The 23,452-nt window shown below is 67.5% G+C and carries 28 protein-coding genes; 13 read left to right on the top strand and 15 right to left on the bottom strand.

The genetic code is table 11. The features are described 5' to 3' along the window. Positions 1-110: 110 nt before the first annotated feature. The 5 genes from AB7U92_RS00385 to AB7U92_RS00365 form a co-directional block, all read right to left on the bottom strand. A complete protein-coding gene (locus AB7U92_RS00385; protein ID WP_428573632.1) occupies positions 111-1,202 on the bottom strand; it encodes an IS630 family transposase in 1,092 nt (363 codons plus the stop codon). A gap of 275 nt (positions 1,203-1,477) precedes the next feature. Next, positions 1,478-1,693 carry a zf-HC2 domain-containing protein gene (locus AB7U92_RS00380; RefSeq protein ID WP_428573605.1) on the bottom strand — a complete coding sequence of 72 codons (216 nt, stop codon included), beginning with the start codon at positions 1,691-1,693 and terminating at the stop codon, positions 1,478-1,480. Next, positions 1,687-2,271, bottom strand: coding sequence for a sigma-70 family RNA polymerase sigma factor (locus AB7U92_RS00375; RefSeq protein ID WP_428573603.1), 585 nt, complete (start codon positions 2,269-2,271; stop codon positions 1,687-1,689). The genes AB7U92_RS00380 and AB7U92_RS00375 overlap by 7 nt, the downstream gene beginning before the upstream one ends. Positions 2,272-2,331: 60 nt before the next feature. Then, positions 2,332-2,616 (bottom strand): nitrate/nitrite transporter NrtS, encoded by a 285-nt coding sequence (locus AB7U92_RS00370; protein ID WP_428573601.1) that lies wholly within the window; start codon positions 2,614-2,616, stop codon positions 2,332-2,334. Positions 2,617-2,625: 9 nt separating this feature from the next. After that, positions 2,626-3,087, bottom strand: a complete 462-nt coding sequence (locus AB7U92_RS00365; RefSeq protein ID WP_428573599.1) for a hypothetical protein — start codon at positions 3,085-3,087, stop codon at positions 2,626-2,628. Positions 3,088-3,302: 215 nt separating this feature from the next. Here AB7U92_RS00365 and arsS point away from each other — a divergent pair, with 215 nt between their 5' ends. From arsS to AB7U92_RS00335, 6 genes are read left to right on the top strand one after another with little or no spacing between them, the layout of a single operon-like run. Beyond that, on the top strand, positions 3,303-4,301 hold the full coding sequence (arsS, locus tag AB7U92_RS00360) for an arsenosugar biosynthesis radical SAM (seleno)protein ArsS (protein ID WP_428573597.1): 999 nt from the start codon (positions 3,303-3,305) through the stop codon (positions 4,299-4,301). 24 nt (positions 4,302-4,325) lie between these two features. Beyond that, entirely contained in the window at positions 4,326-5,735 is a 1,410-nt protein-coding gene (locus AB7U92_RS00355; protein ID WP_428573595.1) for a hypothetical protein, read from the top strand. After that, entirely contained in the window at positions 5,732-6,679 is a 948-nt protein-coding gene (locus AB7U92_RS00350; protein WP_428573593.1) for a hypothetical protein, read from the top strand. The genes AB7U92_RS00355 and AB7U92_RS00350 overlap by 4 nt, the downstream gene beginning before the upstream one ends. 51 nt (positions 6,680-6,730) lie before the next feature. Next, positions 6,731-7,444 (top strand): haloacid dehalogenase type II, encoded by a 714-nt coding sequence (locus AB7U92_RS00345; RefSeq protein WP_428573591.1) that lies wholly within the window; start codon positions 6,731-6,733, stop codon positions 7,442-7,444. A 26-nt stretch (positions 7,445-7,470) separates the two neighbouring features. Continuing rightward, a complete protein-coding gene (locus AB7U92_RS00340; protein ID WP_428573589.1) occupies positions 7,471-8,664 on the top strand; it encodes an MFS transporter in 1,194 nt (397 codons plus the stop codon). Continuing rightward, a complete protein-coding gene (locus AB7U92_RS00335; RefSeq protein WP_428573587.1) occupies positions 8,661-8,954 on the top strand; it encodes a TfoX/Sxy family protein in 294 nt (97 codons plus the stop codon). The genes AB7U92_RS00340 and AB7U92_RS00335 overlap by 4 nt, the downstream gene beginning before the upstream one ends. 36 nt (positions 8,955-8,990) lie before the next feature. On the opposite strand, the gene AB7U92_RS00330 is transcribed toward AB7U92_RS00335, so the two are convergent. Genes AB7U92_RS00330 through AB7U92_RS00320 form a run of 3 tightly spaced genes read right to left on the bottom strand, consistent with a single transcriptional unit; the run spans position 8,991 to position 11,217 of the window. Continuing rightward, positions 8,991-10,046: a hypothetical protein gene (locus AB7U92_RS00330; protein ID WP_428573585.1), complete on the bottom strand. Its 1,056-nt coding sequence runs from the start codon at positions 10,044-10,046 to the stop codon at positions 8,991-8,993. A gap of 43 nt (positions 10,047-10,089) precedes the next feature. Beyond that, positions 10,090-10,824, bottom strand: coding sequence for a cytochrome c biogenesis CcdA family protein (locus tag AB7U92_RS00325; RefSeq protein WP_428573583.1), 735 nt, complete (start codon positions 10,822-10,824; stop codon positions 10,090-10,092). Positions 10,825-10,836: 12 nt separating this feature from the next. Beyond that, the gene (locus AB7U92_RS00320) at positions 10,837-11,217 is read right to left on the bottom strand and encodes a thioredoxin family protein (RefSeq protein ID WP_428573581.1); all 381 of its coding nucleotides are present in this window, start codon (positions 11,215-11,217) and stop codon (positions 10,837-10,839) included. Between the two features lie 172 nt (positions 11,218-11,389). Between AB7U92_RS00320 and AB7U92_RS00315 the strand changes: the two genes are divergently transcribed. Further along, positions 11,390-11,938 carry a sigma-70 family RNA polymerase sigma factor gene (locus AB7U92_RS00315; RefSeq protein ID WP_428573579.1) on the top strand — a complete coding sequence of 183 codons (549 nt, stop codon included), beginning with the start codon at positions 11,390-11,392 and terminating at the stop codon, positions 11,936-11,938. After that, positions 11,935-12,570, top strand: a complete 636-nt coding sequence (locus tag AB7U92_RS00310) for a DUF1109 domain-containing protein (protein ID WP_428573577.1) — start codon at positions 11,935-11,937, stop codon at positions 12,568-12,570. The genes AB7U92_RS00315 and AB7U92_RS00310 overlap by 4 nt, the downstream gene beginning before the upstream one ends. A gap of 9 nt (positions 12,571-12,579) precedes the next feature. On the opposite strand, the gene AB7U92_RS00305 is transcribed toward AB7U92_RS00310, so the two are convergent. The 7 genes from AB7U92_RS00305 to mtnP form a co-directional block, all read right to left on the bottom strand. After that, positions 12,580-13,287 carry a DUF6969 family protein gene (locus AB7U92_RS00305; protein ID WP_428573575.1) on the bottom strand — a complete coding sequence of 236 codons (708 nt, stop codon included), beginning with the start codon at positions 13,285-13,287 and terminating at the stop codon, positions 12,580-12,582. A 310-nt stretch (positions 13,288-13,597) separates the two neighbouring features. Continuing rightward, positions 13,598-13,876: a hypothetical protein gene (locus tag AB7U92_RS00300; RefSeq protein ID WP_428573573.1), complete on the bottom strand. Its 279-nt coding sequence runs from the start codon at positions 13,874-13,876 to the stop codon at positions 13,598-13,600. A 165-nt stretch (positions 13,877-14,041) separates the two neighbouring features. After that, complete coding sequence (locus AB7U92_RS00295; RefSeq protein WP_428573630.1) at positions 14,042-14,524, bottom strand: DoxX family protein; 483 nt, start codon at positions 14,522-14,524, stop codon at positions 14,042-14,044. Between the two features lie 62 nt (positions 14,525-14,586). Beyond that, the gene (locus tag AB7U92_RS00290) at positions 14,587-15,387 is read right to left on the bottom strand and encodes a DNA-binding domain-containing protein (RefSeq protein WP_428573571.1); all 801 of its coding nucleotides are present in this window, start codon (positions 15,385-15,387) and stop codon (positions 14,587-14,589) included. Next, complete coding sequence (locus tag AB7U92_RS00285; RefSeq protein WP_428573569.1) at positions 15,384-16,322, bottom strand: DUF692 domain-containing protein; 939 nt, start codon at positions 16,320-16,322, stop codon at positions 15,384-15,386. The genes AB7U92_RS00290 and AB7U92_RS00285 overlap by 4 nt, the downstream gene beginning before the upstream one ends. Before the next feature lie 36 nt (positions 16,323-16,358). After that, positions 16,359-16,658: a DUF2282 domain-containing protein gene (locus tag AB7U92_RS00280; RefSeq protein ID WP_428573567.1), complete on the bottom strand. Its 300-nt coding sequence runs from the start codon at positions 16,656-16,658 to the stop codon at positions 16,359-16,361. 134 nt (positions 16,659-16,792) lie between these two features. Further along, a complete protein-coding gene (mtnP, locus tag AB7U92_RS00275) occupies positions 16,793-17,677 on the bottom strand; it encodes an S-methyl-5'-thioadenosine phosphorylase (protein ID WP_428573565.1) in 885 nt (294 codons plus the stop codon). 141 nt (positions 17,678-17,818) lie between these two features. On the opposite strand from mtnP, the gene AB7U92_RS00270 reads away from it, so the two are divergent. The 5 genes from AB7U92_RS00270 to AB7U92_RS00250 are packed head-to-tail and all read left to right on the top strand — an operon-like array spanning position 17,819 to position 23,451. Then, positions 17,819-19,975, top strand: a complete 2,157-nt coding sequence (locus AB7U92_RS00270) for an FAD-dependent oxidoreductase (RefSeq protein ID WP_428573563.1) — start codon at positions 17,819-17,821, stop codon at positions 19,973-19,975. Positions 19,976-19,987: 12 nt separating this feature from the next. Beyond that, positions 19,988-21,082, top strand: coding sequence for a DEP domain-containing protein (locus AB7U92_RS00265; RefSeq protein WP_428573561.1), 1,095 nt, complete (start codon positions 19,988-19,990; stop codon positions 21,080-21,082). 29 nt (positions 21,083-21,111) lie between these two features. Continuing rightward, positions 21,112-21,948 carry a DUF547 domain-containing protein gene (locus AB7U92_RS00260; protein ID WP_428573558.1) on the top strand — a complete coding sequence of 279 codons (837 nt, stop codon included), beginning with the start codon at positions 21,112-21,114 and terminating at the stop codon, positions 21,946-21,948. Positions 21,949-21,973: 25 nt separating this feature from the next. After that, positions 21,974-22,765: a YiiX/YebB-like N1pC/P60 family cysteine hydrolase gene (locus AB7U92_RS00255; RefSeq protein WP_428573556.1), complete on the top strand. Its 792-nt coding sequence runs from the start codon at positions 21,974-21,976 to the stop codon at positions 22,763-22,765. Beyond that, positions 22,762-23,451, top strand: coding sequence for a TIGR04283 family arsenosugar biosynthesis glycosyltransferase (locus AB7U92_RS00250; protein WP_428573554.1), 690 nt, complete (start codon positions 22,762-22,764; stop codon positions 23,449-23,451). Before AB7U92_RS00255 ends, AB7U92_RS00250 begins: the two co-directional genes overlap by 4 nt. Position 23,452 lies beyond the last annotated feature (1 nt).

Genomic DNA, 23,452 nt, shown 5'->3' with positions numbered 1-23,452 from the left:
CGACGAGTTCCCTGGCCGAGCCAGCGCTGGCGGGAGCAGCGCTCATCTCGTATGCTTCTGGTGCGATTGTCGTCCAAACGCTCAATGCGCGACAATAATGTTTATGTCAACTAGTGTCCTGTCCCGCTGATACGTGAACAAAGTCGATGCAGCTTCTCGAGGATCGAATCGGCGGTAGCGGTCCACGTAAATGGCTGGCAGTTCGTGTTGTAGGCCGAGACGAAGTGGTCGATGCGCTGCACGAGTTGTTTGACGCTGGTGAACGAGCCGCGGCGGATGGCCTTGTCGGTGATCAGCGAGAAGAATCGTTCGACCTGGTTGAGCCAAGAGCTGTAGGTTGGGATGAAGTGCATGTGCCAGCGCGGCCGCGCCGCCAGCCACGCCTTGATCTTCGGATGGCTGTGGGTGGCGTAGTTGTCGGCGATGCAATGGATGTCCAGTTCGGCCGGCACGGCCTTGTCGATCTCGCGCAGGAAGGACAAGAACTCCTGGTGCCGGTGACGCGGCTTGCACGCCGCCAGCACCGCGCCGTTGAGCACGTTCAGCGCCGCGAACAACGTGGTCGTGCCATGGCGCTTGTAGTCGTGGGTGACTCCTTCGACATAGCCGAATCCCATGGGCAGCATCGGCTGCGTACGCTCAAGCGCTTGGCACTGGCTCTTCTCATCCACGCAGATGACCAGCGCGTTGTCCGGCGGGCTCAGGTACAGGCCGACCACGTCGCGCAACTTTTCGATGAAGAACGGGTCGTTGGACAGCTTGAAGCTTTCGGTGCGATGCGGCTGCAGCCCGAAGAGCTGGAAGTACCGTTGAACGCTGGTCTTGGAGATGCCGGTCTCGGCGGCCACCGTGCGCACGCTCCAGTGCGTCGAGCCGTTGGCCGGCTTGGTGTGCAGCGTGGTCTTGATCAACTGCGCCACGCGTTCGTCGTCGATCGTGCGCGGCTTGCCCGGACGGACATCGTCGTACAGCCCGGCGATGCGTCGCTCGATGAACCGCGCGCGCCACTTGCCCACAGTGGCCTTGGTCAGCTTCAGACGCTCGGCGATCGAGTTGTTGGCCTCGCCCTCGGCGCTGCTGAGAATGATGCGCGCTCGGTGGCCCAAACCCGACGGCAGCGAGCGGCTGCGAGCGAAAGACTGCAATTGCGATCGCTCTTCGTCCGACAACACCAACTCAGCCTTCGGCCTGCCCGTCCTCATCGCGGTATCTCCGTTCCCAAGATACCGCACAGGCACGCATGATTAATGCCACTTACTAACGGGACAGGACACTAGAAACAGGCGGCGGACGCTGCGAGCGCGGCCTCAAGGTCCAGGTCTTCCCGCGGAAGCGTCATGCCTTCGGGAAGCTCGACGCGTTCAAGCAACTCGGCGGCAAGTATTCCGAATCCGACGACGACCAGCGTGGGGACTCCGCGGACGAGGAGCCTCTGCGCGGTCACGCTCGGCGGAGGATCGGCCGCATCATTCCACGATCAACCGTTCCCCTGGCCGGGCGCCGCGTCGTCGGCAATCGCTTTGCCTTCCGCGTAGGCCTGCATCACCTGTCGCAAGGTCTTCAGCTGCCTGCGGTACTCCGAGCATCCGGTGCACATCATCAGGTGCGTGCGCAGCGACACCTGCTCGCCCAGACGCAACGGCCGCTCCATCTCCGCCGAGCAGACCTCGGTGACTTCCTTGCAGTTCAGCATGTCGAGCCCTCCGGACGACCCCAGCCGGTGTCCATGCATCCACGCAGCTTCAGCCGGGCGCGATGCAGGATCACGTGGCAGTTACTCGTCGTGATACCCAGTTGCGCGCAGATCTCGTCGGACTCGAACCCGAGGAACTCACGCATCATGAAGACCTTGCCGGTGGCCGGAGGAAGGTGATCCAGGCAGGTCTCAAACACGGCCCAGAACTGCCTCGTCTGCATCGACTCCTCGGGGTTTGGCCACGCCACCGGCCTTGGCCCGTCACGCCAGGCGCCGCGCTCGTTGAACAGCGCATCCAGGCGCTCCTCCCAATCTTCGCCGTCGTCGACCAGGCTGGACAGCGTCACGGTACGGGACGCCTGCCGCAGGTGATCGATGATGCGGTTGCGCAGGATCGCGAAGACCCAGGTCTTCAGCGTCGATTGGCCCGCGAACGAAGACGACTTGCGAAGCGCCGCCTCGATGGACTCCTGCACCAGGTCCTCCGCCGTCTCGGTATTGCGCAGCTGGAGCTGGGCGAAGCGCAGCATGTCGGCCCGCAGGGACAGCAGGGCCTCGGCACTGATGCCTTGCATCGACTCTTTCGAAGCCGACGTGGGAACCGGTCCGACAGATGGGGACGAGGCGCGCCGCATTCACCCGCCCTTTGCACGCTGGACTTCGTTGCGCGCCGCGCTGTAGCTCGACACGCAAAACGGCACGACGAAGTTCATGACGACCTGCCAGAGGCTCACGCTGCCGTGGGCCATCAGTCGTTCGCCATTGTTGACCACGTTCAGCACCGTACCGACCACCAGCGACACCTTCAGCGCGGACCATGCAATGCGCCGACTGGTCATCAGTGCGATGACGGACGACGGGCTCAGCCTGTCGCCGCACTCGGCAGCACCAGGGGTCGAATTCGGTGGAATCGTCGACATGTCCAGTTTCTAACCGAAGAGCGTGCGCAAAGCGCGCATGGCAGCCTCCTGCGACTCTCCCGGCATGAGATCTTCCTTGCGCAGCACGAGGAACGTGGCTGAGCGGTCCGCAGCGGTCGAGATTCGTAGGTCCTGAGGGCTGGTGATGGTGGGCGTGCTGACCAAAGCCTTCACTGCGCGCTCCGCGCTCAGTTTCATCGTGGCGGCGTCCGCCATGCCCGCAAAAACGATCGGCAGCCGGGGAAGCTTCTCGCGCACCAGGCGGAACACCGTCGCGGCATCGGCGTCAACGGTCGAGCTGACAGCCGTCGAGATGATCGCACCGTGGAAGGTCCCGCGCAGTTCCTGTGCCAGATGCTCCACGCTTTGGGCTCCGACGGGTGTGTAACCCGCCTCGAGCAGGAAGGGGCGCATCTGGTTGACGATGAAGGCATGCGGTCGGGCGAGCAGGACGCGCTTTTCGACGGCCATGGGGAATCCTCGGGGTTTTCCTGATATCGGCGTTTTCGGCTCCGGCAGCCGAGAACTCAAGGTCCGGCGGTCCGAACGCCACGCAGATGCGAGGTATTCGGCTCGACAAGAAACTCAGACGGTCGATGCCTCATTTTTCTTACGCCGACGGTTCCACCAGCTGTAAGGAATCGCCGCGGCGACCGTCTAGGAAGGGGAAGCCACCACGGATCGACATGCACGCCACCCTCCCCCTTCTCCTCCGCACCGACTTTCCGGCGCTGCGTCGCCGCACGGTCGACACCCTGCAGATCAACCTGGGCTACCGCTGCAACCAGAGCTGCCAACACTGCCACGTCAACGCCGGCCCGAACCGCACCGAGGAGATGTCGCGCGACACCATCGATGCGGTGATCGCCTTCCTGGCCGGCAGCCCGGACGTGCGCACCCTGGATCTGACCGGTGGCGCGCCTGAGCTCAACCGCCACTTCCGCGACCTGGTCGTGGCCGCCCGGGCCCGAGGGGTGCGGGTCATCGACCGCTGCAACCTGACCATCCTGGAGGAACCCGGCCAGGAAGGCCTGGCGGAGTTCCTGGCCGCGCATGGCGTCGAGGTGGTGGCATCGATGCCCTGCTATCTGGAAGACAACGTCGACCGCCAGCGCGGCAAGGGCACCTTCGACGCGAGCATTCGGGGCCTGCAACGGCTCAACGCCCTCGGCTACGGCCAGCCGGGCAGCGCCCTCACGCTGAACCTCGTCTACAACCCGCAGGGCGCCAGCCTGCCTCCGCCGCAGGAGGCGCTGGAGCGCGACTACAAGCGGCATCTGGCGGCGCACTTCGGTGTCGTCTTCAACCAGCTGTTCACGCTGGCCAACATGCCGATCCAGCGATTCGGCTCGATGCTGGTGTCCAAGGGCCAGTTCAACAGCTACATGGACCTGCTGCGCAGCGCACACCGGGACGACAACCTCGAACAGGTGATGTGCCGGAGCCTCGTGAGCGTGGACTGGCAGGGTTACCTGTACGACTGCGACTTCAACCAGCAGCTGGGCCTGCCGATCCAGCAGGCGGGCAAGCCCCGTCTGCACATCTCCGACATCACGGCTGCAGCCTTGGACGACCGCCCCATCCGTGTGGCCGACCACTGCTTCGGCTGCACCGCCGGCCAGGGTTCCAGCTGCGGCGGCGCCCTCGAGGCCACGACCGCCTCTGCGCCGAGCTGCGGCGCCTGATTCAACGACTTCGAGGACCGCGACATGAGTGAATGGCAGGGACTGTTCTTCTGGGGCTTTCTGCTGGTCTTCGGCGCCGTGATGTACCTGGTGGTGCCGCGCTCGAAGGACGAGGCCGGCTTCTTTCGCGGCCACGATGACCAGGGGAGACCGGCCTCGGAGTGGGCGCTGATGCTGAGCATCTTCATCAGCTGGATCTTCGCCAAGTCCGTGACCAATGCGGCCAACCTGGGCGCCACCTACGGCGTGGTTGGCGGGCTGGCCTACGCCGCCTACTGGCTGTCAATCCCCGTGGCGGGGCTGGTGATCTACCGCCTGCGCACCCGCGAGGGAGCCACCGGCCTGGTGCCCTTCCTGATCGGCAAGTACGGCCGCGGCGCCGCACTGGCGTTCTCGCTGGCCATCCTGGTGCGGCTGTTCAACGAGGTCTGGAGCAACACCGCCGTGGTCGGTGGCTACTACGGTGCCAATGGCTCGGCCGGCTTCATCGGAGCGGCACTGCTGTTCACCGCGGCAGTGCTGTTCTACAGCCTGAAGGGCGGCCTGCGCAGCTCGATCTTCAGCGACGTGATCCAGGCCGTCGTGTTCATCCTGTTCCTGGGCGTGGTGCTGGCCTTCGTGCTGCCGGCGCACGCGCCCGGCGTGCTGCTGTCGCAAGGACACTTCGCACTGGATGCGGGTGGCGACCTGCTGCTGGTGGCACTCCTGCAGACCCTGTCGTACCCCTTCCATGACCCGGTTCTGACCGACCGCGGCTTCATCACGCGCGAGAAGGCCATGCTGCGCGCCTTCATCGTCGCTGGCGTGCTGGGCTTCGTGGCGATCTTCGCCTTCAGCCTGGTGGGTGTGCATGCGCGGCTCGAAGGCATCGCGGCCAGCGGCAACGTGCCCGCGGACGTGGCGCGCGGATTGGGGCTCGCCGGCTGGTTCGCAATGATCGTGGTGATGGTCACGTCTGCCGGTTCGACCTTGGACTCGACCTTCACGTCGCTCTCTAAACTGGTGGCACGCGACCTGCCGGTGCTGGCCGGCCGCTTGCCGTCGCCCAAGGCCTTGACGATCGGTTCGCTGACGATGGTGGCTTTTGCGCTGCTGGGCAACCTGCCGATGATCGCCGGCACCGACATCCTCAAGGCCACGACCATCAGCGGCACGATGGTGATCGGCCTGGCGCCGATCTTCCTGTTCTCGGGCCGGGTCGGATACTCGCCGCTGTCCTTCCACCTGGCCTTCTGGCCCGGCATCGTGTTGGGCGTGCTGCAAGCCGTGAACCTGATCCCGGCAGCCTGGGCCATCGGCAGCGGCAAGTACGCGATCCTGCTTGGCACGAACCTCTATGGGCTGGCCCTGTGCACCGCGGGCTTCTTCCTGCCGCTGCTGCTGCCGCGCTACCGGGCCGGCACTGGCGTCGCGAGCGCTGGATCAGCGGCATGAGCACGCCGGGTCGGGTCTGCCCGCTACGCTACCGTTACGGGCCGCGCGCCATCGCCGCGGCCGAAACGCGCGAAGCCCAGACGCTCTATGTCGTCGGCGGGCTCTACGGCAATGTGCCCGCGCTCGACGCCATCGAGCAGATGGCGCGCACGGAGGCGCAGCCCCCCACCCTGTGCTTCAACGGCGACTTCAACTGGTTCAATGTCGACGACCGGGCGTTTGCGGAGATCAACCTGCGTGTACTGGCCAACGATGCGATCCTCGGCAATGTCGAAGCCGAACTCGACGCGCAGCTGGACGACGCAGGCTGCGGCTGCGCCTACCCCGACAGCGTGGATGCCGGTGTGGTGCAGCGCTCGAACCGGATCCACGCGACGCTCAAGGCGACGGCACGGCGCCATGGCGGGCTGCTGCAGCGCATCGCCCAATTGCCAATGGTCGCGCGCTACCGCGTCGGCGAATGCCGCGTCGGCGTCGTGCACGGCGACGCCGAGTCGCTCGCGGGCTGGCGCTTCGACGTGAACGCACTCGATGATCCAACCCAGGCGGCTTGGCGAGAGTCGGTGTTCGAAGCAGCACAGGTCGACGTCTTCGCCAGCACGCACACCTGTCTGCCGGCGCTGCGACAGGTGGGGCACGCTGAGCGCCGAGAAGCCGTCGTCGTGAACAACGGCGCGGCTGGCATGCCGAATTTCAGCGGCGACCTGTCCGGCTTGTGCACCCGTATCGCGACGACGCCCTCGCCGCACCCGGTGCTGCACGAATCACACATGGCCGGCGCATGGGTGTCACTGCTGCCGGTGCGCTTCGATGCAGACCGGTGGCAGCGCGAGTTCCTGGCGCAATGGCCGCCCGGCACGCCGGCCTGGGAGTCCTACTTCCAACGCATCAGCCAGGGGCCGAAGTTCTCGCCCGCCCAGGCGCTTGCAGGCGCTGACCGGTAGAGTGCGCGCGAGATCCGCGCAACCACGAACCAACTGACAAGGGGACCGCCCATGGACATCCGTGCCCTGGCATTCGACACCGGCGGTACCGTCCTGGACTGGCATGGCGGGCTGGTCGCCGCGCTGTCGCAGGTCGGTGCCGTTCACGCGATCAGCCTAGACTGGGATGCCGTCGCGAACGACTGGCGACGGCGCGCGATGAAGGGCATCGTCGGTCACATCGCTGATACGGAGCATCCAGGCTTCAACATGGACGACGTGCACCGCCGCACGCTCGACGAGGTGCTGGCCCAGCATGGCCTGAGCGCCTTCAACGACGCCGAGCGGCATCGCCTCTGGCGCGCCTGGCACGAGCTCGACGCCTGGCCGGACTTTCCAGCTGCGCAGGCGGCGCTGCGCGAGAAGTTCCCGGTGGTGTCGTTCACGATGCTGCCCACCGCGTTGGTGGTCGATGTGTCGCGCCGCAACGGCGTCACCTGGGATGCGGTGATCTCCTGCGAAATGATCGGCGTCTACAAGCCGCATGCGCAGGCCTACGCTACCGCCGCGCGCTGGATGGCGCTCGAGCCCTCGCAGATCCTGATGGTGGCGTGCCACAACTTCGACCTGAACGCCGCTCACAAGGCCGGATTTCGCACCGCATTCGTCCGGCGGCCCGATGAGTGGGGGCCCGAAGGCCCGCCCGACCCGAATCCGAACATGGCGTACGACTTCATCGAAGACAACTTCGACGCGCTACGGCAACGCGTGCTCTCGCGGTCATAGCGCCACCCCCTGCCGCAGGTGCGTCCATGCTTCGGCGGCCGGTTCCTGTCATCGTGGTCGCCCAGCTGTTCGGCACGTCGCTGTGGTTCTCGGTCAACAGCGCGGCCGACGATCTGGTGCGCGACTGGGGCATCGCGCCGTCGGCGATCGGCGCCTTGACGAATGCGGTGCAGGCCGGCTTCATCCTCGGCACGTTGACCTTTGCTCTGACCGGGCTGGCCGACCGCTTCCCAGCGAGCCGGATCTTCGCGTTCTGTGCCGCGCTGGGCGCGATCTTCAACGGAGCGTTCGCGCTGCTCGCCGACGGCATGTCCTCGGGCGTGCCTTTGCGCTTCGCGGTCGGGGTATGCCTCGCCGGCGTGTACCCACTGGGCATGAAGCTCGTGGTGAGCTGGGTGCCGCAACAGGCCGGCGCGGCGCTGTCCTTGCTGGTGGGCATGCTCACCTTGGGCACCGCGCTGCCGCATGGTGTGCGACTGTCCGGCCTGGGCACCTCCTGGCAGGCGACGATCGGCGTCTCGTCGGCGCTGGCGCTGGCCGGCGCGCTGATGGTCATGTGGCTCGGCGACGGTCCTCACTTCAAGCGCCGCCGCGATGCGCCGGCCTTGCGGCTGGGTCAGGTGCTGCGGGCCTTCTCGGTGCCGGCGTTCCGGGCCTCGGCCTTGGGCTATTTCGGGCACATGTGGGAGCTGTACGCGATGTGGACCCTGGTGCCCAGCATGGTCGTGCTGAGCGGTCTGGCCGGCACCGGCACACCAGCGCAGTTCGGCCTGTCGTTCGCCGTCATCGGCATCGGCGCGGTCAGCTGCATGGCCGGCGGCTGGTGGAGCCAGCGCATCGGCAGTGCGCGGGTGGCGGCCACTGCGTTGGTGGTGTCGGCCCTGTGCTGCATGGTCTATCCCGTCAGCACCGGCTGGAACGCGTGGGCTGCAGGCGGGCTGCTGCTGGTCTGGGGCGGCGCCGTGGTGGCGGACTCGCCTCACTTCTCGGCACTGTCCGCCGGAGCCTGCCCGCCAGAGGTGCTGGGAAGCGCACTGGCCCTGCAGAATGCCATCGGGTTCGCCATCACCATGGTCTCGATCCACCTCGGCACGCGCGAACTGAGTGACTGGGGTGCGCACATCGCCTGGCTGCTGTTGCCGGGTCCGCTGCTCGGCCTGGTGGGGCTCTACCCGCTCTGGCGGGCTCGCAGCCTCACCGGCGCGCCGGCAACGCGATGATGAAGCCGCTCGCCAATCTCGGCCCCGCGTCTGTCCGCATGCTGAACGGCGTGGGCATCCACTCCGAGCAGGACTTGCGCGCACTCGGAGCTGTCGCCGCCTACTTCGCAGTCAAGGCTTCTGGGGCGAACGCCAGCCTGAACCTGCTGTGGGCGCTGGAAGGCGCATTGACCGGTCGCCACTGGCGCGTGGTCGCACGCGAAGACCGCACATCGCTGCTCATGCAACTGGACGATCTCGAGCGGTCACAACGACGTTGCGGCGAACGCGGCGACCCAGCCGGTCGGTGACCTCCAGACGGGCCAGGGCAGTAGGAACAAGCGACTTCAGCGAGCGATCGCCTCGATCGTGAACTGATAGGCGTTGCCGCCGATCAGCTCGACGGTCGGCCGATACAAGCCCGGCAGCGAACCCGCCTTGAACTGGATGGTCAGCAGCCCGGGATTCGGCTTGCCACCGCCGGCGGCGGGCGGATAAGCGGCATGGCGCACGGTCTGACCCGACAGCACCAGCGCGCCGTTCGCTCCCATGGGGCTCGTCGCCGCCTGCCCTGTGGCGCCCTGCGGTGCTGCGCCGATGATGCCGCCGACCACCGTGTCCGTGGCGGGGTCGAGCTTGCCGTCGTGATTGCTGTCCTGCACCAGCAGACCACCGGTGTAGCGCGGGAAGCGCGTCAGGTCGCGCGGCGCGATGCCGACGTCGTTGAGTGCAGCGCCCTGCGCTCCCCACAGCAGCAGGCCGAGCGCGTACGGGGCGACCTGACCGGGGGTCACCTTCTGGAAGTCACTGTTCACGCCGGGCGCGAGATGGAAGTTCGTCGGTGCCAGACGTGCCGTCGGCGCGCTGTCCAGCACCTTGAGCTGCCCCTGCCAGGTGGCCAGCACCTTGCCGTCGCTCGCGACATGATCGACACGGACGGGAAAGTCGCCCGGCATCGGATTGACGAAGCTGCGCCCGCGCAGGTGGATGACCTTGATGCCCGGCGCATTGGCGCCTTCGGCAGGTACGTCCTGGGCCGCAGTCACGACCATCGCATTGCCCTTCTCGTCGTAACCGACGCGGTACTGCCCGGCCAGCTTCACCGCGCCCTGGGGCCAGCCCTTGGTCAGGACGAGGTTGACGTCCGTGTCGGCGCTGATCGCTACCGTGGTGTTGCGCTTGAAGGCCGCCGGCAACGCCAGCCGCAGCGACTCGCCGGCGCGCATGCCGAAGCCCGGCGCAGCCGGGTTCGAATCCGGCACGAGCATGAAGACGAAATCGGTGGCCTGACCGGCCACGTTGCCATCGAAGGTGACCGGCGCCGGCGCCGTCATTAGCGCCTTCATCGGGACATTGGGCGGCGGCGTCGCGCAGCCGGCAACAGCCGCGGCCAGTGCCGCCACGATCAGAGTGTTCTTGATCATCAGGTCTCCCTCTTTGTTGAAATCAGATGCCAACCGTCAGGTTGACCCAGGCGTCCGGCAACCACTGCAGCACGCGCGCCTCCAGCCACTTGTCGCCACCGGTCAGGATGGCCACGCCCATGGCGCCCAGCAGCACGGCGAAGACATGGCGCACGCGTTCGATGCGTGCCATCACCCAGTCACGCACGGCAACGAAACCTCTGCGCGACGCATAGGCCACGGCGACCAGCGGGATTGCCGCGCCCAACCCAAAAATGCCCAGCACGAGCCCGCCGCGCGCGACTCCGCCTTCGCTGGCCACCAGCGTCAAGGCCGACCCGAGCAGCGGCCCCGAGCACGGGCTCCAGACCAGCCCCAGCACGCCGCCCAGCAGCAGCGCGCCGACGACGGATCCGCCATCGAGCTTGGCCGACGCGGCGTTCGCCGTGCTGGCGATCGGCAACATCCATCGCGTGAAGCGTTCGCCCAGGGCTGGCACCAGCATCACTAGCGCGAAGGCGATCAGCATCGCCGCCCCGGCGGTGCGCACGGTGTCGGCGTCGATGCCCAAGGACGGGCCGAGTGCACCGAGCACCATCCCGATGGCTGCGAAGGAGGCGATCATGCCGGCGCCCATCGCCACCGGCGCGAAGCGGTTGCCCTGTAGCGCGCCGCCCAGCACCAGCGGCAGCAAGGGGAACACGCAAGGCGACAGCGTGGTCAATCCGCCCGCCGCCAGGCTCAGCCCCAGTTGCGGCAGCGAGAGTGCGATCGACATGCCCGGCGACGATCAGAGTGCCGACTTCAGAGCCATCATGATGTTCAACGAGGACGTGTCGCCGACGAGTCGGGCCGATTCCTTGTCACCCTTCAGCACGACAAGGGTCGATTGCGAACTGATCTTGAAGCGGCGCTTCATGTCCTTCTCGGTGTCGTAGTTGACCGACAGTACGGTGATGTCCAGGCCCTTCTCCGCCTTCAAGGATTGCAGTGCCTTGTCCTGAGCACGGCAGGTCGGGCACCAGTCGGCCCGGAAGTGCAACGCGACGGGCTGGCCCGCCTTCTCCGCGTTGGCAAGCGCGTCTGCCGAATAGGGCTTGATATCGAGCGCGTGGGCGAGCGCGGCGCTGCCGACGAGGGCGGCGGCGACAATGAGACGGGCGAGCTTCATGGTTCGGCCTTTCAAGCAGGTGAGGGGTGGGTGGGAGATGGCGCTGCCGAAACGCCAGCGCGACGAAGGGCAAGTTCGTTTGACATCGCGCTTCGGTTACAGCGACGCCAGAACTTTTTTTCGGCTGTCCGTGTAACCGGATCGCCGCGCCCGACGAAATACAGGGTGACGATTGCGCAACGACTTCGAAGATCAACTGCGGCCGATCTGGTTGGACGCCCATGCGGGCGACGAAGCCGCGTATCGACGAGCCCTGGCATTGATCGCCGACCGGCTGCGCGGCTACTTCGCCCGCCGCATGGGCGGCCTGTCCCCTGACGTGGAGGATCTCGTGCAGGAAACCCTGCTGGCGCTGCACCTGCAGCGCGGCACCTACGACACCAGCGTTCCGGTGACGGCCTGGGTGTATGGCATCGCGCGCCACAAGCTGGTCGATCTGTGGCGGCGCCGTGGGCGCAGCGAAGGTCTGTTCGAGTCCTTCGACGAACTGCCGGATGACCTGCATCCGGCGATCCATGAAGAAGCCGGCGTCCAGCACGACCTGGAACAGCTTCTGGGCAGCCTGACAGCGGCGCAGCGGCAGGCCATCGTCGACACCAAGCTCGAGGGCCTCTCGGTCGCCGACGCAGCGCGGCGCGCGGGTGTGTCGGAATCGGCCATCAAGGTCAATGTCCATCGTGGCCTCAAGCGCCTGGCCGGCTTGATCCGGGGCAGGCCATGAAGACCGAGCAACTCGTCGAGCTGCTGGCACGCCAGGCCGGGCCGGCACCCCGCCATGCGGTGGAACGCCGCGTCGCGATGGCCGCAAGCCTGGGGGCTGCCGGAAGCATCGCCGGTGCAATTGGTGCACTGGGTTTGAATGCCAGCCTCACGGACATGGGTGTGGCGCTGGCAGTGAAGCTTGGGTACGTCGTCGCGCTGATCCTGTCCGCTGCCTGGTTCGTCGACCGCATCGCCCGTCCGGGCACACCGTGGCGACGGGCGCTCTGGGCCGTCGTCGGGGTGGTGCTGGCGATGGCGTTGCTGGCGGTCACGGTGTGGACGCAAGCCGGTGAGACACAGCGCCTCGATCTGCTGCTCGGGCGGTCCTGGACCTCCTGCCCCTGGCGCGTGGCGTCACTCTCGGTGCCGGCACTCGCCGCTGCCATGTGGGCGCTGCGCGGCCTGGCGCCGACCAGGCCACGATGGGCAGGCTTCGCCGCGGGCCTGTTCGCCGGCGGCTTGGGTGCGCTGGGGTATGCGCTGTACTGCCCAGAGTTGTCGCCGCTGTTCGTGCTGGTCTGGTACACGGCAGGGGTGCTGCTCCCCGCAGCCCTGGGCGCCCTGCTGGGTCCATTGCTGCTGCGCTGGTAGCTCACCACGTCACAAGCCGCGCCGTGCGGCCTCGGCTTCGAGCGCATCCAGGTCGGCCGCCCAGTCGATGGGCTGAAGACTCAGCACCTCCAGGCGGTGGTCGATCAATGCGTCTTCGAGCGATGCGCGTCGGGCCAGGCGAGCATCGCGCTTCAACAGGATCGCTTCGATCAGGGGCCGGTAGAGCCTCACGAAGTTGGTGAGCCAGCGGCACGAAGCTGCATGGCTTTCCACAGCATCCAGTGCAAAGCGGTCGACGAACGAGAGCGTCGTCGCGGCATCGAACCAGTGACCGTCGGTGACCCAGCGATTGACGGTGAACAGACCCACCGGCAGCCCCCGGGCATCGAGCGAGATCGCGAACAGATGCGTCGGCGCCGTGCGAACCCATCGTGGATTGCCGGGACGCAGGTATCGGCGTCGCCCCGACGCGGTAGCGTGCCAGAACAGGTGCAGGTGGCCGTGTTCCTGGTCGCCGTCGCGGTGGGCGTGGTAGTAGAACTGCGAGCCGTTGCGGAAGTCGACCACATCGTCGGGCGGATAGTGCTCGAACTCGACGACGGGCCGCCCTTCGATCCAGCTCTGCAGCAGGGAACCCGAGGCCTCCGTGGTTTGGCTGAACGCGGCCACGCTGTCGCGTGCCTGCCTCAGGTCCGAGGCAAACACTTCGTCGGACGCCTGCCGCCAACGACGGCGCAGCAATGGATGGGCACTCATCCCGGGGTGCAGGTGAAATCCGATACGGCCTCAGCTCCGACAACAGGTCGGGAGCCGAGGCAACTGGTGGCGATGCTCCTACTTCTTCTTCGCGCCGCAAGCACCGCACTTGCCCTTGCAGGCGCCGCACTTACCTTTGCACGCACCGCAGGCTTGCGCGGAAGTACCCGCGCCGCACTTCTTGGCGCCGCACATCATGGCGCAGCCGCCGAGGGCGGCGGCGGTCACGACGGCGGAGGCCAGTGTGCGGGCGAGGGTCGATGAAAGTGAGTTCATGTCGTGTCTCCTTCAGGTTGTGGGGTTCGACGGGTCACTTCTTGGCGCCGCAGGCGCCGCACTTGGCCTTGGTGGCACCGCACTTGGCGCCACACTTCGCGCCGCATTTCGCCTTGGCCTTCATCTTGTGTTTGGCACCGCTGGCCGCGCAGGCAGCACCCTTGGCGCTGCAGGCGCCGCACTTGGCCGCCATCTTCTTCGGGCCGCACTTGGCGCCCGCGCAGGTGGCGGCCATGACGTTGCCGCCGAGTGCGGCGGCGGTCACCACGGCCGAGGCCAAGGCCTTGGTCAGGTGGGATGAAAGCTTGCTCATGGAGATCTCCTGTGTATGGATCAAGTCGAGGGGAAGGAAAGGGACCTCACCGAGCCCGTGCAACGGTGCGGACATGTTGAGGGGCGCGTGCGCGCGACTCGACATGGGGTGGCGTCGCGCACCAGGCGGGCGAGCGACGGCTGATAAGTGGTCGGCCGGCGGCCATCATCGGATCGCCGCCCGGCGCGACGCGAGCCAGTGATCCACCGACAACATGCCTGGCCCGCGAGCGATGAGAACCAAGAGCACCGCGGCCCAGGTGCCGTGCGTCGCGTAGGCGCCGGGGTAGACGAAGAGCTGGATCACCAGGGTCATGCCCAGAAGGGCCAGGGCCGAGAAGCGCGTCCCCAGGCCGATCAGGATCAACAGCGGGAACAGATGCTCGGCCGTGGCCGCCATCGGCGCCGCGAACTCGGGCGGAATGAACGGCAGCTTGTATTCGTCCTGGAACAGCGCCAGCGCCGAATCCGACAGACTCGGCCAGCCGAGCTTGAACTCGCCGGAGACCAGGTTGACCACGAAGCCCTGGACCTTGGTCTGCCCTGAATTCCAGAAGACCGCCGCGATCGAGAAGCGCGCGATGAACGCGATCAGCGAGTGCGGGATGCGCTCGAACACACCGATGGCCGCATCAATCAGTCGCGCCATGGAGGAAGCGCCGGATGAGGCGGCGCGATGGCCGGCACGGGCGGTGGACGATGCGGACGTGGTCATGAGGACAACCTCGGTGGAAGATGGATAGCACTCAGCGCGCCGTGCGCCAGCAATTGGGTCAAGGTGCCGCTGAGATCGAAGCCGGGCGCGGCCGTGATGGCGCGCGCCGCAGCGTCACCCAGGTTCTGGCCCTCACGGACGGCCTCGACGAAACAGACCGTCCCGAGGGCCGAAGGCAGGACCAGCACCTCGAGGCCCACGCGAAGGATCAGGGCGCTCTCCGGCGCGTCGACGTCGACCTGCGCAACGTCGTCACCGTCCACCTGATGCGCCGCCCACAAGGTCACGACGGCATGAGGCGACGCGAGCGTATGGACCGAGGGATGCAGCACCAAACGCAGCTCGCCCATGCGCTCGCCGCTGGCCAGCGCCAAGCTCACCATCTCGTCGGAGATCAATTCCGTATCGGCCGCGTGATAGGCCTGCACGCGCGCCACCTCCAGCCGCGCCACGTCGGCCAGGTAGGGCAGCCCTCGAGCCGGCTCGAACGCGGCAACGAAGGCTGGGAAGTCGCGCCCGTAGTGCGCCAGCACCTGCGAGCGTGGTGGCGACTCACGCACGAACAGGACTGCCATGGCGCGGAAGAACTCAACGCCCACCAGTCGCTGGACCACCGGAAAGGTGTCGGCCAGCGCATCGACCAGCGAGCTGACGACGTTGTTGCGGTACACGGCCAGGCGCGCTGCCGGGTCCGAGCCGTTCCAGGTGCGCAGTCCCGGCGGAACAGCGCGCTGCGGGTCGAGCAGCGCAGCTGCGAAGTCGCGCTGGCTGCCGGGGAGCGTCGCCGCGCCTGTCATGCGCCGCCCCAGTAGAGGCCACAGCGCCGCGGTTCGGCCCGCGCACCCATCGTCGCCTCGGCGCGGCCGGCTTCGGCCAGGAGCGTCTGCAGGGCAGGCACGTCGTTGTCGCGTTCGAGCAGCGTCGGCACAGCGCCGAGTTGCGCGATGACGTGGGCAAAGAGGCCCCAGACGGCCTCGTCCACCGGGCTGCCATGGCTGTCGATCAGCAGCGGCGCACCGGCGGCGTCCTGGTCGCGCGCAAAACCGGCCAGATGAACTTCGCCCACTGCTCCCAAAGGAAGCTCGCGCAGGTAGGCCATCGCGTCGCGCCCGTGGTTCGTGCACGACACGTGCACGTTGTTGACGTCCAGCAGCAGCCCGCAACCGGTGCGCTTCATCACCTCGCGCAGGAACGCGGTCTCGCTCATCGTCGAGGCCTCGAACTCGAGGTAGGTCGACGGGTTCTCGAGCAGCATGCGCAGGCCGAGCCGCTCCTGCACGCGGTCGATGTGTTCGCACACGCGGGCCAGCGTCTGCCGGTCGTAGGGCACCGGCAGCAGGTCGTTGTAGAACACCTCGCCGTGGCTGGACCACGCCAGGTGCTCGGAGAATGAAGCCGGCTGGTAGCGCTCGATCAATGCGGCCAGCCGGTCGAGATGCGATTCGTCGAGCGGATCCGAGCCACCGATCGACAGGCCCACGCCGTGCAGAGACAGCGCGTAGTGTTCCCGCACGCGCGCCAGAAAGTGGTGGAATGGCCCGCCGTCGACCATGTAGTTCTCGGCATGCACCTCGAAGAAGCCGATGTCCGGGCGCGTGGCCAGCACCTCGCGGAAGTGCTCCGGCTTCAGGCCAATGCCGGCGCGCCACGGCAAGCCGGGCGCGCCGCCGCGCACGCCCGCGGCCGGCGAGCCGACTGTGGCGTGGCGCAGGCCTTGATCAGCGGCAGACATGGGCGGCGGCTCGGGGTGCTCGGCAGGGTCCGCCGCTCAGGCCTTCTTTTCCTTGAACTCGGCAAGTTGGCCGAAGCCTGTGGGCGAGGTCTTGGAGACCGTGTTTTCGCAGGTGCCCTTCGGGACCAGCGACCAGGCGTTGCCTTGGTGATCCACCTTGGACGTGCCAGCGCAGGTGGTGCCGGCACCAGCCTTGCAGTCGTTCTTGCCCTTCAAGGCGACGCCGAAACACTTGTCCTTGTCGGCCATCTGTGCGGCGGCGGGCAAGGCCGTGAACGCGGCGCCCAGCGCCAGGGCCAGGGCGATCGCGGGCAACTTGGGGGTGGTTTGGGTCATGGGAATCTCCTGAAACAGTGGATGGACCTAGCGGTGGGACTGGCCGAAGCGCCGTGCCGAGCACGGCCTTCGTGGCGAATAGACGAGGCAGGTCGTCGAGGTCTTACAGGCCTGCCGCAGATTTCGAGCCGGTTTCACAGAAAGCGCGAGATCAAGGCGTGCAGCCGCTCCCGGACCGGGGCCGCCATGGCCGCCGGCGGCGTCACCAGCGCCGCGCCCAGTGCGCTGTGCGCTGCCGACACCGGCCAGTTGGCTGCAATGCGGCGCACCGCATGGGCCAGCACCTGCTGCGCACGCTGTGCATTGCCCTGCAGGTTGGCGATCGCCATCTCGGCGGTGACGCAGGCCTGGTGCGGGTGCCAGCAGTCCCAGTCGGTGGCCAGCGCCAGCGTGGCATAGGCCATCTCGGCCTCGCGGGCCAGGCGGGCCTCGGGCATGTTGGTCATGCCGATCACCGCGGCGCCCAGGCTGCGGTACCAGCGCGATTCGGCACGCGTCGAGAACGCCGGCCCTTCGATGCAGACGTAGGTGCCCTGCGTGTGCAGGCGCACATCGGCCAGCCCCGTATCCGCAAACGAAGCGGCCAGCACGTCGCGCAGGACGGCGCACACCGGATCGGCCAGCGAGACGTGCGCCACCGCGCCATCGCCGAAGAAGCTGCCTTCGCGCTTGCGCGTGAGATCGATGAACTGGTCGACCAGCACCATGTCCAGCGGCGCGATGTCCTCGCGCATCGAGCCGACGGCCGAGACCGACAGCAGATATTGCACACCCAGCGCCTTCATCGCATAGACGTTGGCGCGGAACGGAATCTGGCTGGGGATCAAGCCGTGGCTGCGGCCATGTCGCGCCAGGAAAGCCACGTCCACGCCTCCCAACCGGCCGAGCAGGAATGCGTCGGACGGCGCTCCGAAAGGCGTGTCGAGGACCTGCTCGCGAACGTCGGTCAGCCCTTCCATGCGGTACAGGCCGCTGCCGCCGAAGATGCCGATGCGCGGATGGATGGGGGTCGAGTTCATCGGGTCTCCTGGTCGTCGATCCCCCATGGACGAACGCCGGCGTGAATTGCTTACACCCCGGCGTCTGTAAGGATCCGTACCGCCAGCGCGTCTATGAAGCAGCGAAGGCGCACATGCCTCGACGAACCAAGAAAGAACGAGATGCGTCTGGACAAGCGGTGGTGGTTGCTGGTGGGGCTGGTGCTGCTGCTGGCGCTGTTCTTCGGGCTGGACCTCGGCCGGTTCCTGAGCCTGGCCGCCATCAAGAGCAGCCAGGCCGATCTGCAGGCCTGGCGCGCGGGCCAGCCGCTGCTGGCTGGACTGGTGTTCTTCACCGGCTACGTGGCGGTGGCGGCGCTGTCCTTGCCCGGCGCCGCGGTAATGACGCTGGCCGCCGGCGCGCTGTTCGGGCTGGGCTGGGGCACGCTGATCGTCTCGTTCGCCTCCTCGATCGGCGCCACACTCGCGTTCCTGGCCGCACGCTGGCTGCTCGGCAGCTGGGTGCAGTCGCGCTTCGGCGACCGGCTGGCCGCCCTCAACGCCGGCATCGCGAAGGAAGGCGGCTTCTACCTGTTCACGCTGCGCCTGGTGCCCGTGCTGCCCTTCTTCGTCATCAACCTGGCGATGGGCGTGACCACGCTGCGCACCTGGACCTTCTACTGGGTCAGCCAGCTCGGCATGCTCGCCGGCACGCTGGTCTACGTCAACGCCGGCACGCAGCTGGCCCGCATCGACTCCCTGTCCGGCATCGTCTCGCCGGGCGTGCTGGGCTCGCTGGTGCTGCTGGGTATCTTTCCGCTCGTCGCCAAGAAGATCATCGACATGTTCAAGGCCAGAAGGATCTACGCCCGTTTCAAGAAGCCCAAGTCCTTCGACCGCAACCTCATCGTCATCGGCGGCGGCTCGGCCGGCCTGGTCACGGCCTACATCGCGGCGGCCATCAAGGCCAAGGTCACGCTGGTGGAGAAGCACGCGCTAGGGGGCGACTGCCTGAACACCGGCTGCGTGCCGTCCAAGGCGCTGATCCGATCTGCCAAGTTCCTCTCCCACGTGCAGCGGGCGAAGGAATTCGGCATGCGTGGCGCCACCGCCGACTTCGATTTCGGCGAAGTGATGGAACGGGTGCAGCGGGTCATCAAGGACATCGAGCCGCACGACTCGGTCGAGCGCTACACCGGCCTGGGCGTCGACGTGGCGCAGGGCACGGCGCGCATCGTGTCGCCGTGGGAGGTCGAGATTACCCACCGCGATGGCCGTGTCGAGACCCTCACCACGCGCGCCATCGTCATCGCGGCCGGGGCGCGGCCCTTCGTGCCGCCAATTCCGGGCATGGCTGAACTCGGCCCGACCGAGCTGCTCACATCCGACAACGTCTGGCAACTGCGCCAGCGGCCGGGGCGCCTGGTAGTGCTGGGTGGCGGCCCGATCGGCAGCGAACTGACGCAGACCTTCGCGCGGCTGGGATCGCGCGTGACGCAGGTCGAGATGCTGCCGCGCGTCCTCGTGCGCGAAGACTCGGAAGTGTCGGAGCTGGTCACAGCCCGCTTTCGCGCCGAAGGCATCACCGTGCTGACCGGTCACAAGGCGCTTCGGGTGCAGGGTGGCGGGCTCGAGAAGGTGCTGGTCGTCGAGGCTGGCGGTCAGGAGAAGCAGATTCCCTTCGATGCCATCCTCGTGGCCGTCGGGCGTGTGGCCAACCTCAAGGGCTATGGCCTGGAGGAACTGGGCGTGACCACCGGGCGCACCGTCGAGGTCAATGGCTACCTGCAGACCAACTTCCCCAACATCTACGCCGCCGGTGACGTGGCCGGGCCCTACCAGTTCACCCACACTGCCGCGCACCAGGCCTGGTACGCGGCCGTCAACGCGCTGTTCGACCCCCTCAAGAAGTTCAGCGCCGACTACCGCGTGATCCCCTGGGCGACCTTTGTCGAACCCGAGGTGGCGCGGGTCGGCCTGAACGAGCTGGAGGCGAAGGAGAAGAAGATCCCGTACGAGGTGACGGTCTACGGCCTGGACGATCTGGACCGCGCCATCGCCGACAGCGAGGCGCACGGCTTCGTCAAGGTGCTGACCGTGCCGGGCAAGGACCGCATCCTCGGTGTGACGATCGCGGGCGAACATGCCGGCGATCTGCTCGCCGAGTACGTGCTGGCGATGAAACACGGCATCGGCCTGAACAAGATCCTCGGCACGATCCACACCTACCCGACGCTGGCCGAGGCCAACAAATACGCCGCCGGCAACTGGAAGCGCGCACACGCGCCGCAGGCGCTGCTGGCCTGGGTCGAGCGCTTTCACGCCTGGCGGCGCGGTTGACGGGCGTTCGCCATGGCACGCCTCTCCGAATCCACCGTCCTGCTGGACCTGCCCGATGTCGCTGGCCGTGCGGCCCTGCGGGCCGGCCTGATGGCCATGCGCCTGGCACCGACACCCTTGCCGACCGACCGACGGGGACGCGACACGGTGCTGCGCGGCCTGGCCGACAAGCCCCATGCCCTGGCTTTCGTCGACATTTCACGCGGCGGCTCGACCACGGTGCCGACCCTGCTGCAACTGGACGCCACCCTGCCGCGCGGCGAAAGCCGCCGCCGCATCGTTCTCACGAGACTGGCCCCAGGCCCGGGCATGGGGCACCTCAGTGAAGCCGATCGGCGCTGGGTTCAGAAGCTGGGCTTCGCCGACCTGATTCCCGAGTTCGATCCGATGGACTGCGAGGGCAGCCTGCGCAGCGCACTCGACCTCGTGGCCCGCGCGCTGGCGCTCGAACCGGTGACGCCGGCCGAGCTGGCCCGCTATGCGCGGGTGATGAACGACGCACGCGACACCAGCTCCCCGCGCGCCACGATCCGCGCGCTCAGCGGCCTGTCCGCCGAAGGGCTGGGCGATCTGCTGAGCCGCTCGCTGGACATCGGCGACCGGACCTGGCGGCTGCAGCGCTACCCGGATTGCTTCGTGGGCAGCGAGGCCGTGGCCTGGATGGCTCGCCACTTCAAGCGGTCGGCGCCCGAGGCGCTTGCGATGGGCCAGGCGTTGATGTCGCTCGGGCTGCTGGTGCATGTGGCGCACGAACATCCCTTCCTCGACGACAAGCTCTACTACCGCCTGGCCATCTCGGTGGCGGCAGACGCCATCGACCTCGGCGACGCACTGACAGCACTGGTGTCGGGCCGCGGCGTCCCCATCGCCGACCGCAGCTACCTGGGCAAGACCTATCCGCGCTGCTGGGTCGGCTCGGAAGCCGTGGACCACCTGGTGGCCGTGCAAGGCCTGAAGCGCCACGACGCCTGGGTGCTGCTGCACCGCCTGATGCAGTTCGGCCTGATCGAGCACGTCACGCAATCGCGTCCCGTCATCGATGGGGCCTTCTACTACCGCTTCACCGGCATGTCCGCCGATGAAGGCGCCGACCCCACCGAGCCATGACACCTGCCTGCCTCACTCGAACCGACCCCGTGTCCCGGCGCCGCCGTGTCCTGATCGGCGCCGTGCCGGTCGCGCTGATGGTGCGGGCGATTCCGGCCTGGGCCCAGAGTTCTGCCGGAGGGTTCGACCACCGGCATGCCGCCTGGGACGCGCTGCTCAAGCAGCATGTGGTGGTCGCCCCGAGCGGCAACGCGTCGACGCTGCGCTATGCCGCGCTGCAGACGCAGCGCCCAGCCCTCAAGGCCTACCTCGACAGCCTGTCGGCCGTCGCCCCGGCGAGCTACAGCACGTGGACGCGCGCCCAGCAACTGGCCTTCCTCATCAATGCCTACAACACGTTCACGGTCGAGTTGATCCTCTCGCGCTACCCGGACCTGAAGTCCATCAAGGACCTGGGCAGCTTCGTGCAGAGCCCGTGGAAGAAGAAGTTCTTCCGCCTGCTGGGGCAAGAGCGCTCGCTCGACGAGGTGGAGCACGAGATGATCCGCGCCCCCGGGGTCTTCGACGACCCGCGCATCCACGTGGCGGTGGTCTGCGCCTCCATCGGCTGTCCGATGCTGCGCAACGAGGCCTTCGTGGCGGAGCGGCTCGATGCGCAGCTCGACGACGCCCTGCACCGCTTCCTGTCCGACCGGTCGCGCAACCGCTTCGATGCCGGCACGGCGACCCTGTCGGTATCGAAGATCTTCGACTGGTACCGCAAGGACTTCGAGCGCGGGCACAAGGGCATCGATTCGCTGCAGACCTTGTTCGCCCGCCATGCCGAGGTGCTGGGACCAACGCCCCAGGCGCAGGCCGAGATCCGCGCCGGCCGCTACAAGCTGGCCTTCCTGGACTACGACTGGGCGCTCAACGACGCCCGTTGAAGGGCGACGCGGCCCCATCCACCCCATGGCAAGCCTTCTCGACGGCATCACCCGCTGGCTCGGCGAACGCCTGAGCCGCTACCTGAGCCAGACCCACCACACGCACAGCCTGGCTGCGCCCACGGATCCCGTGCGGCTGATGGCCTGCCTGCAGCCCGGCGATGTGCTGCTCGTCGAGGGCCAGAGCCGATTCAGCGTGGCGATCAAGTACCTGACCCAGTCGACCTGGTCCCACGCGGCCTTGTTCGTGGGCGATGCGGATGGCCGGGCGGATGCGCACGGTCGCCCACTCTGCTTTCTCGAAGCCGACCTGCGCGAGGGCGTGCGGCTGGTCAGCGTGGCCGAGTACGCCGGACTGCACTGCCGCGTGTGCCGGCCCGTGGGCCTGGACGCGAGTGAGGTCGATGCCCTCGTCCAGCATGCGATGGCACGCCTGGGTCACCAGTACGACCTGAAGAACGTCGTCGATCTGGCACGCTACCTGTTGCCGACGCCCCCGGTGCCGGTGCGCTGGCGGCGCCGCATGCTGTCGCTGGGCAGCGGGGACCCGACCCGCGCCATCTGCTCCACCCTCATTGCCCAGGCCTTCCAGTCCGTGCGCTACCCCATCCTGCCGCTTATCGAGAACGTTCCGTCCACCGACCCGATGTGCCCAGGCTGCATGGACGAGATCCTGCACGTGCGCCACCACAGCCTGTTCGCGCCACGCGACTTCGATGTCTCGCCCTACTTTGCCGTGATCAAGCCGACCATTGCCTCGGGTTTCAACCACCGTGCACTCGCCTGGCACGACGACACGCGGGTTCCGGCCGCATGAGACCCGCGCTGTGCATCGTCGTCCCGGTGCTGGACGAGGCCCCGACACTGGCGCCGCGCCTGCAGGCGCTGCAGACCTATCGGCAGCGCGGCGCGCGCGTTGTCGTCGTGGACGGAGGCAGTCAGGACGACACGCTGGAGATCGCCCGGCAGCATGCCGACCTCGCGCTGCTCGCGCCGCGCGGCCGTGCGGCGCAGATGAATGCGGGCGCCGCGGCCTGCCCGGCCGACGCGCTGCTGTTCCTGCATGCCGACTCCGTCTTGCCCGAGCACGCCGATGTGCTGGTGCGTCGCGCCACGCTCGGACCGTTCTTCTGGGGACGCTTCGACGTGCGGATCGACAGCCCGCGGCCGCTGCTTCGCGTGGTGTCCGCAATGATGAACCTGCGCTCGCGCTGGACCGGCATTGCCACCGGCGACCAGGCGCTGTTCGTGCGCCACGATCTGTTCCGCCAGGTCGGAGGTTTTCCGGAACTGCCGCTGATGGAAGACATCGCGATCTCGCGCGCCCTCAAGGTCCACGGTCCGCCGGCCTGCCTGCGCGAGCGGGTGACGACTTCGGCGCGGCGCTGGGAGCGCCATGGCGTGTGGAGGACCATCTTCCTGATGTGGCGCCTGCGCGCCGCCTACTTCTTCGGCGCCGACCCGCGGCAACTGGCCATCCAATATGGTTACCGACCCCGCTGAG

The organism is Piscinibacter sp. (assembly GCF_050175855.1).
GTDB lineage: Bacteria > Pseudomonadota > Gammaproteobacteria > Burkholderiales > Burkholderiaceae_C > Piscinibacter.
This window is presented reverse-complemented; position numbering and strand designations above follow the sequence as displayed.

Coding starts and splice junctions, on each gene's coding strand:
- AB7U92_RS00300 (WP_428573573.1), bottom strand. CDS start 13,876: ATGAGCAAGCTTTCATCCCACCTGACCAAGGCCTTGGCCTCGGCCGTG.
- AB7U92_RS00325 (WP_428573583.1), bottom strand. CDS start 10,824: ATGTCGATCGCACTCTCGCTGCCGCAACTGGGGCTGAGCCTGGCGGCG.
- AB7U92_RS00335 (WP_428573587.1), top strand. CDS start 8,661: ATGATGAAGCCGCTCGCCAATCTCGGCCCCGCGTCTGTCCGCATGCTG.
- AB7U92_RS00290 (WP_428573571.1), bottom strand. CDS start 15,387: ATGACAGGCGCGGCGACGCTCCCCGGCAGCCAGCGCGACTTCGCAGCT.
- AB7U92_RS00365 (WP_428573599.1), bottom strand. CDS start 3,087: ATGGCCGTCGAAAAGCGCGTCCTGCTCGCCCGACCGCATGCCTTCATC.
- AB7U92_RS00305 (WP_428573575.1), bottom strand. CDS start 13,287: ATGAGTGCCCATCCATTGCTGCGCCGTCGTTGGCGGCAGGCGTCCGAC.
- AB7U92_RS00270 (WP_428573563.1), top strand. CDS start 17,819: ATGCGTCTGGACAAGCGGTGGTGGTTGCTGGTGGGGCTGGTGCTGCTG.
- mtnP (WP_428573565.1), bottom strand. CDS start 17,677: ATGAACTCGACCCCCATCCATCCGCGCATCGGCATCTTCGGCGGCAGC.
- AB7U92_RS00375 (WP_428573603.1), bottom strand. CDS start 2,271: ATGCAAGGCATCAGTGCCGAGGCCCTGCTGTCCCTGCGGGCCGACATG.
- AB7U92_RS00345 (WP_428573591.1), top strand. CDS start 6,731: ATGGACATCCGTGCCCTGGCATTCGACACCGGCGGTACCGTCCTGGAC.
- AB7U92_RS00280 (WP_428573567.1), bottom strand. CDS start 16,658: ATGACCCAAACCACCCCCAAGTTGCCCGCGATCGCCCTGGCCCTGGCG.
- AB7U92_RS00380 (WP_428573605.1), bottom strand. CDS start 1,693: ATGCTGAACTGCAAGGAAGTCACCGAGGTCTGCTCGGCGGAGATGGAG.
- AB7U92_RS00250 (WP_428573554.1), top strand. CDS start 22,762: ATGAGACCCGCGCTGTGCATCGTCGTCCCGGTGCTGGACGAGGCCCCG.
- AB7U92_RS00340 (WP_428573589.1), top strand. CDS start 7,471: ATGCTTCGGCGGCCGGTTCCTGTCATCGTGGTCGCCCAGCTGTTCGGC.
- AB7U92_RS00370 (WP_428573601.1), bottom strand. CDS start 2,616: ATGTCGACGATTCCACCGAATTCGACCCCTGGTGCTGCCGAGTGCGGC.
- AB7U92_RS00255 (WP_428573556.1), top strand. CDS start 21,974: ATGGCAAGCCTTCTCGACGGCATCACCCGCTGGCTCGGCGAACGCCTG.
- AB7U92_RS00310 (WP_428573577.1), top strand. CDS start 11,935: ATGAAGACCGAGCAACTCGTCGAGCTGCTGGCACGCCAGGCCGGGCCG.
- AB7U92_RS00285 (WP_428573569.1), bottom strand. CDS start 16,322: ATGTCTGCCGCTGATCAAGGCCTGCGCCACGCCACAGTCGGCTCGCCG.
- AB7U92_RS00350 (WP_428573593.1), top strand. CDS start 5,732: ATGAGCACGCCGGGTCGGGTCTGCCCGCTACGCTACCGTTACGGGCCG.
- AB7U92_RS00320 (WP_428573581.1), bottom strand. CDS start 11,217: ATGAAGCTCGCCCGTCTCATTGTCGCCGCCGCCCTCGTCGGCAGCGCC.
- AB7U92_RS00265 (WP_428573561.1), top strand. CDS start 19,988: ATGGCACGCCTCTCCGAATCCACCGTCCTGCTGGACCTGCCCGATGTC.
- AB7U92_RS00385 (WP_428573632.1), bottom strand. CDS start 1,202: ATGAGGACGGGCAGGCCGAAGGCTGAGTTGGTGTTGTCGGACGAAGAG.
- arsS (WP_428573597.1), top strand. CDS start 3,303: ATGCACGCCACCCTCCCCCTTCTCCTCCGCACCGACTTTCCGGCGCTG.
- AB7U92_RS00355 (WP_428573595.1), top strand. CDS start 4,326: ATGAGTGAATGGCAGGGACTGTTCTTCTGGGGCTTTCTGCTGGTCTTC.
- AB7U92_RS00295 (WP_428573630.1), bottom strand. CDS start 14,524: ATGGCGCGACTGATTGATGCGGCCATCGGTGTGTTCGAGCGCATCCCG.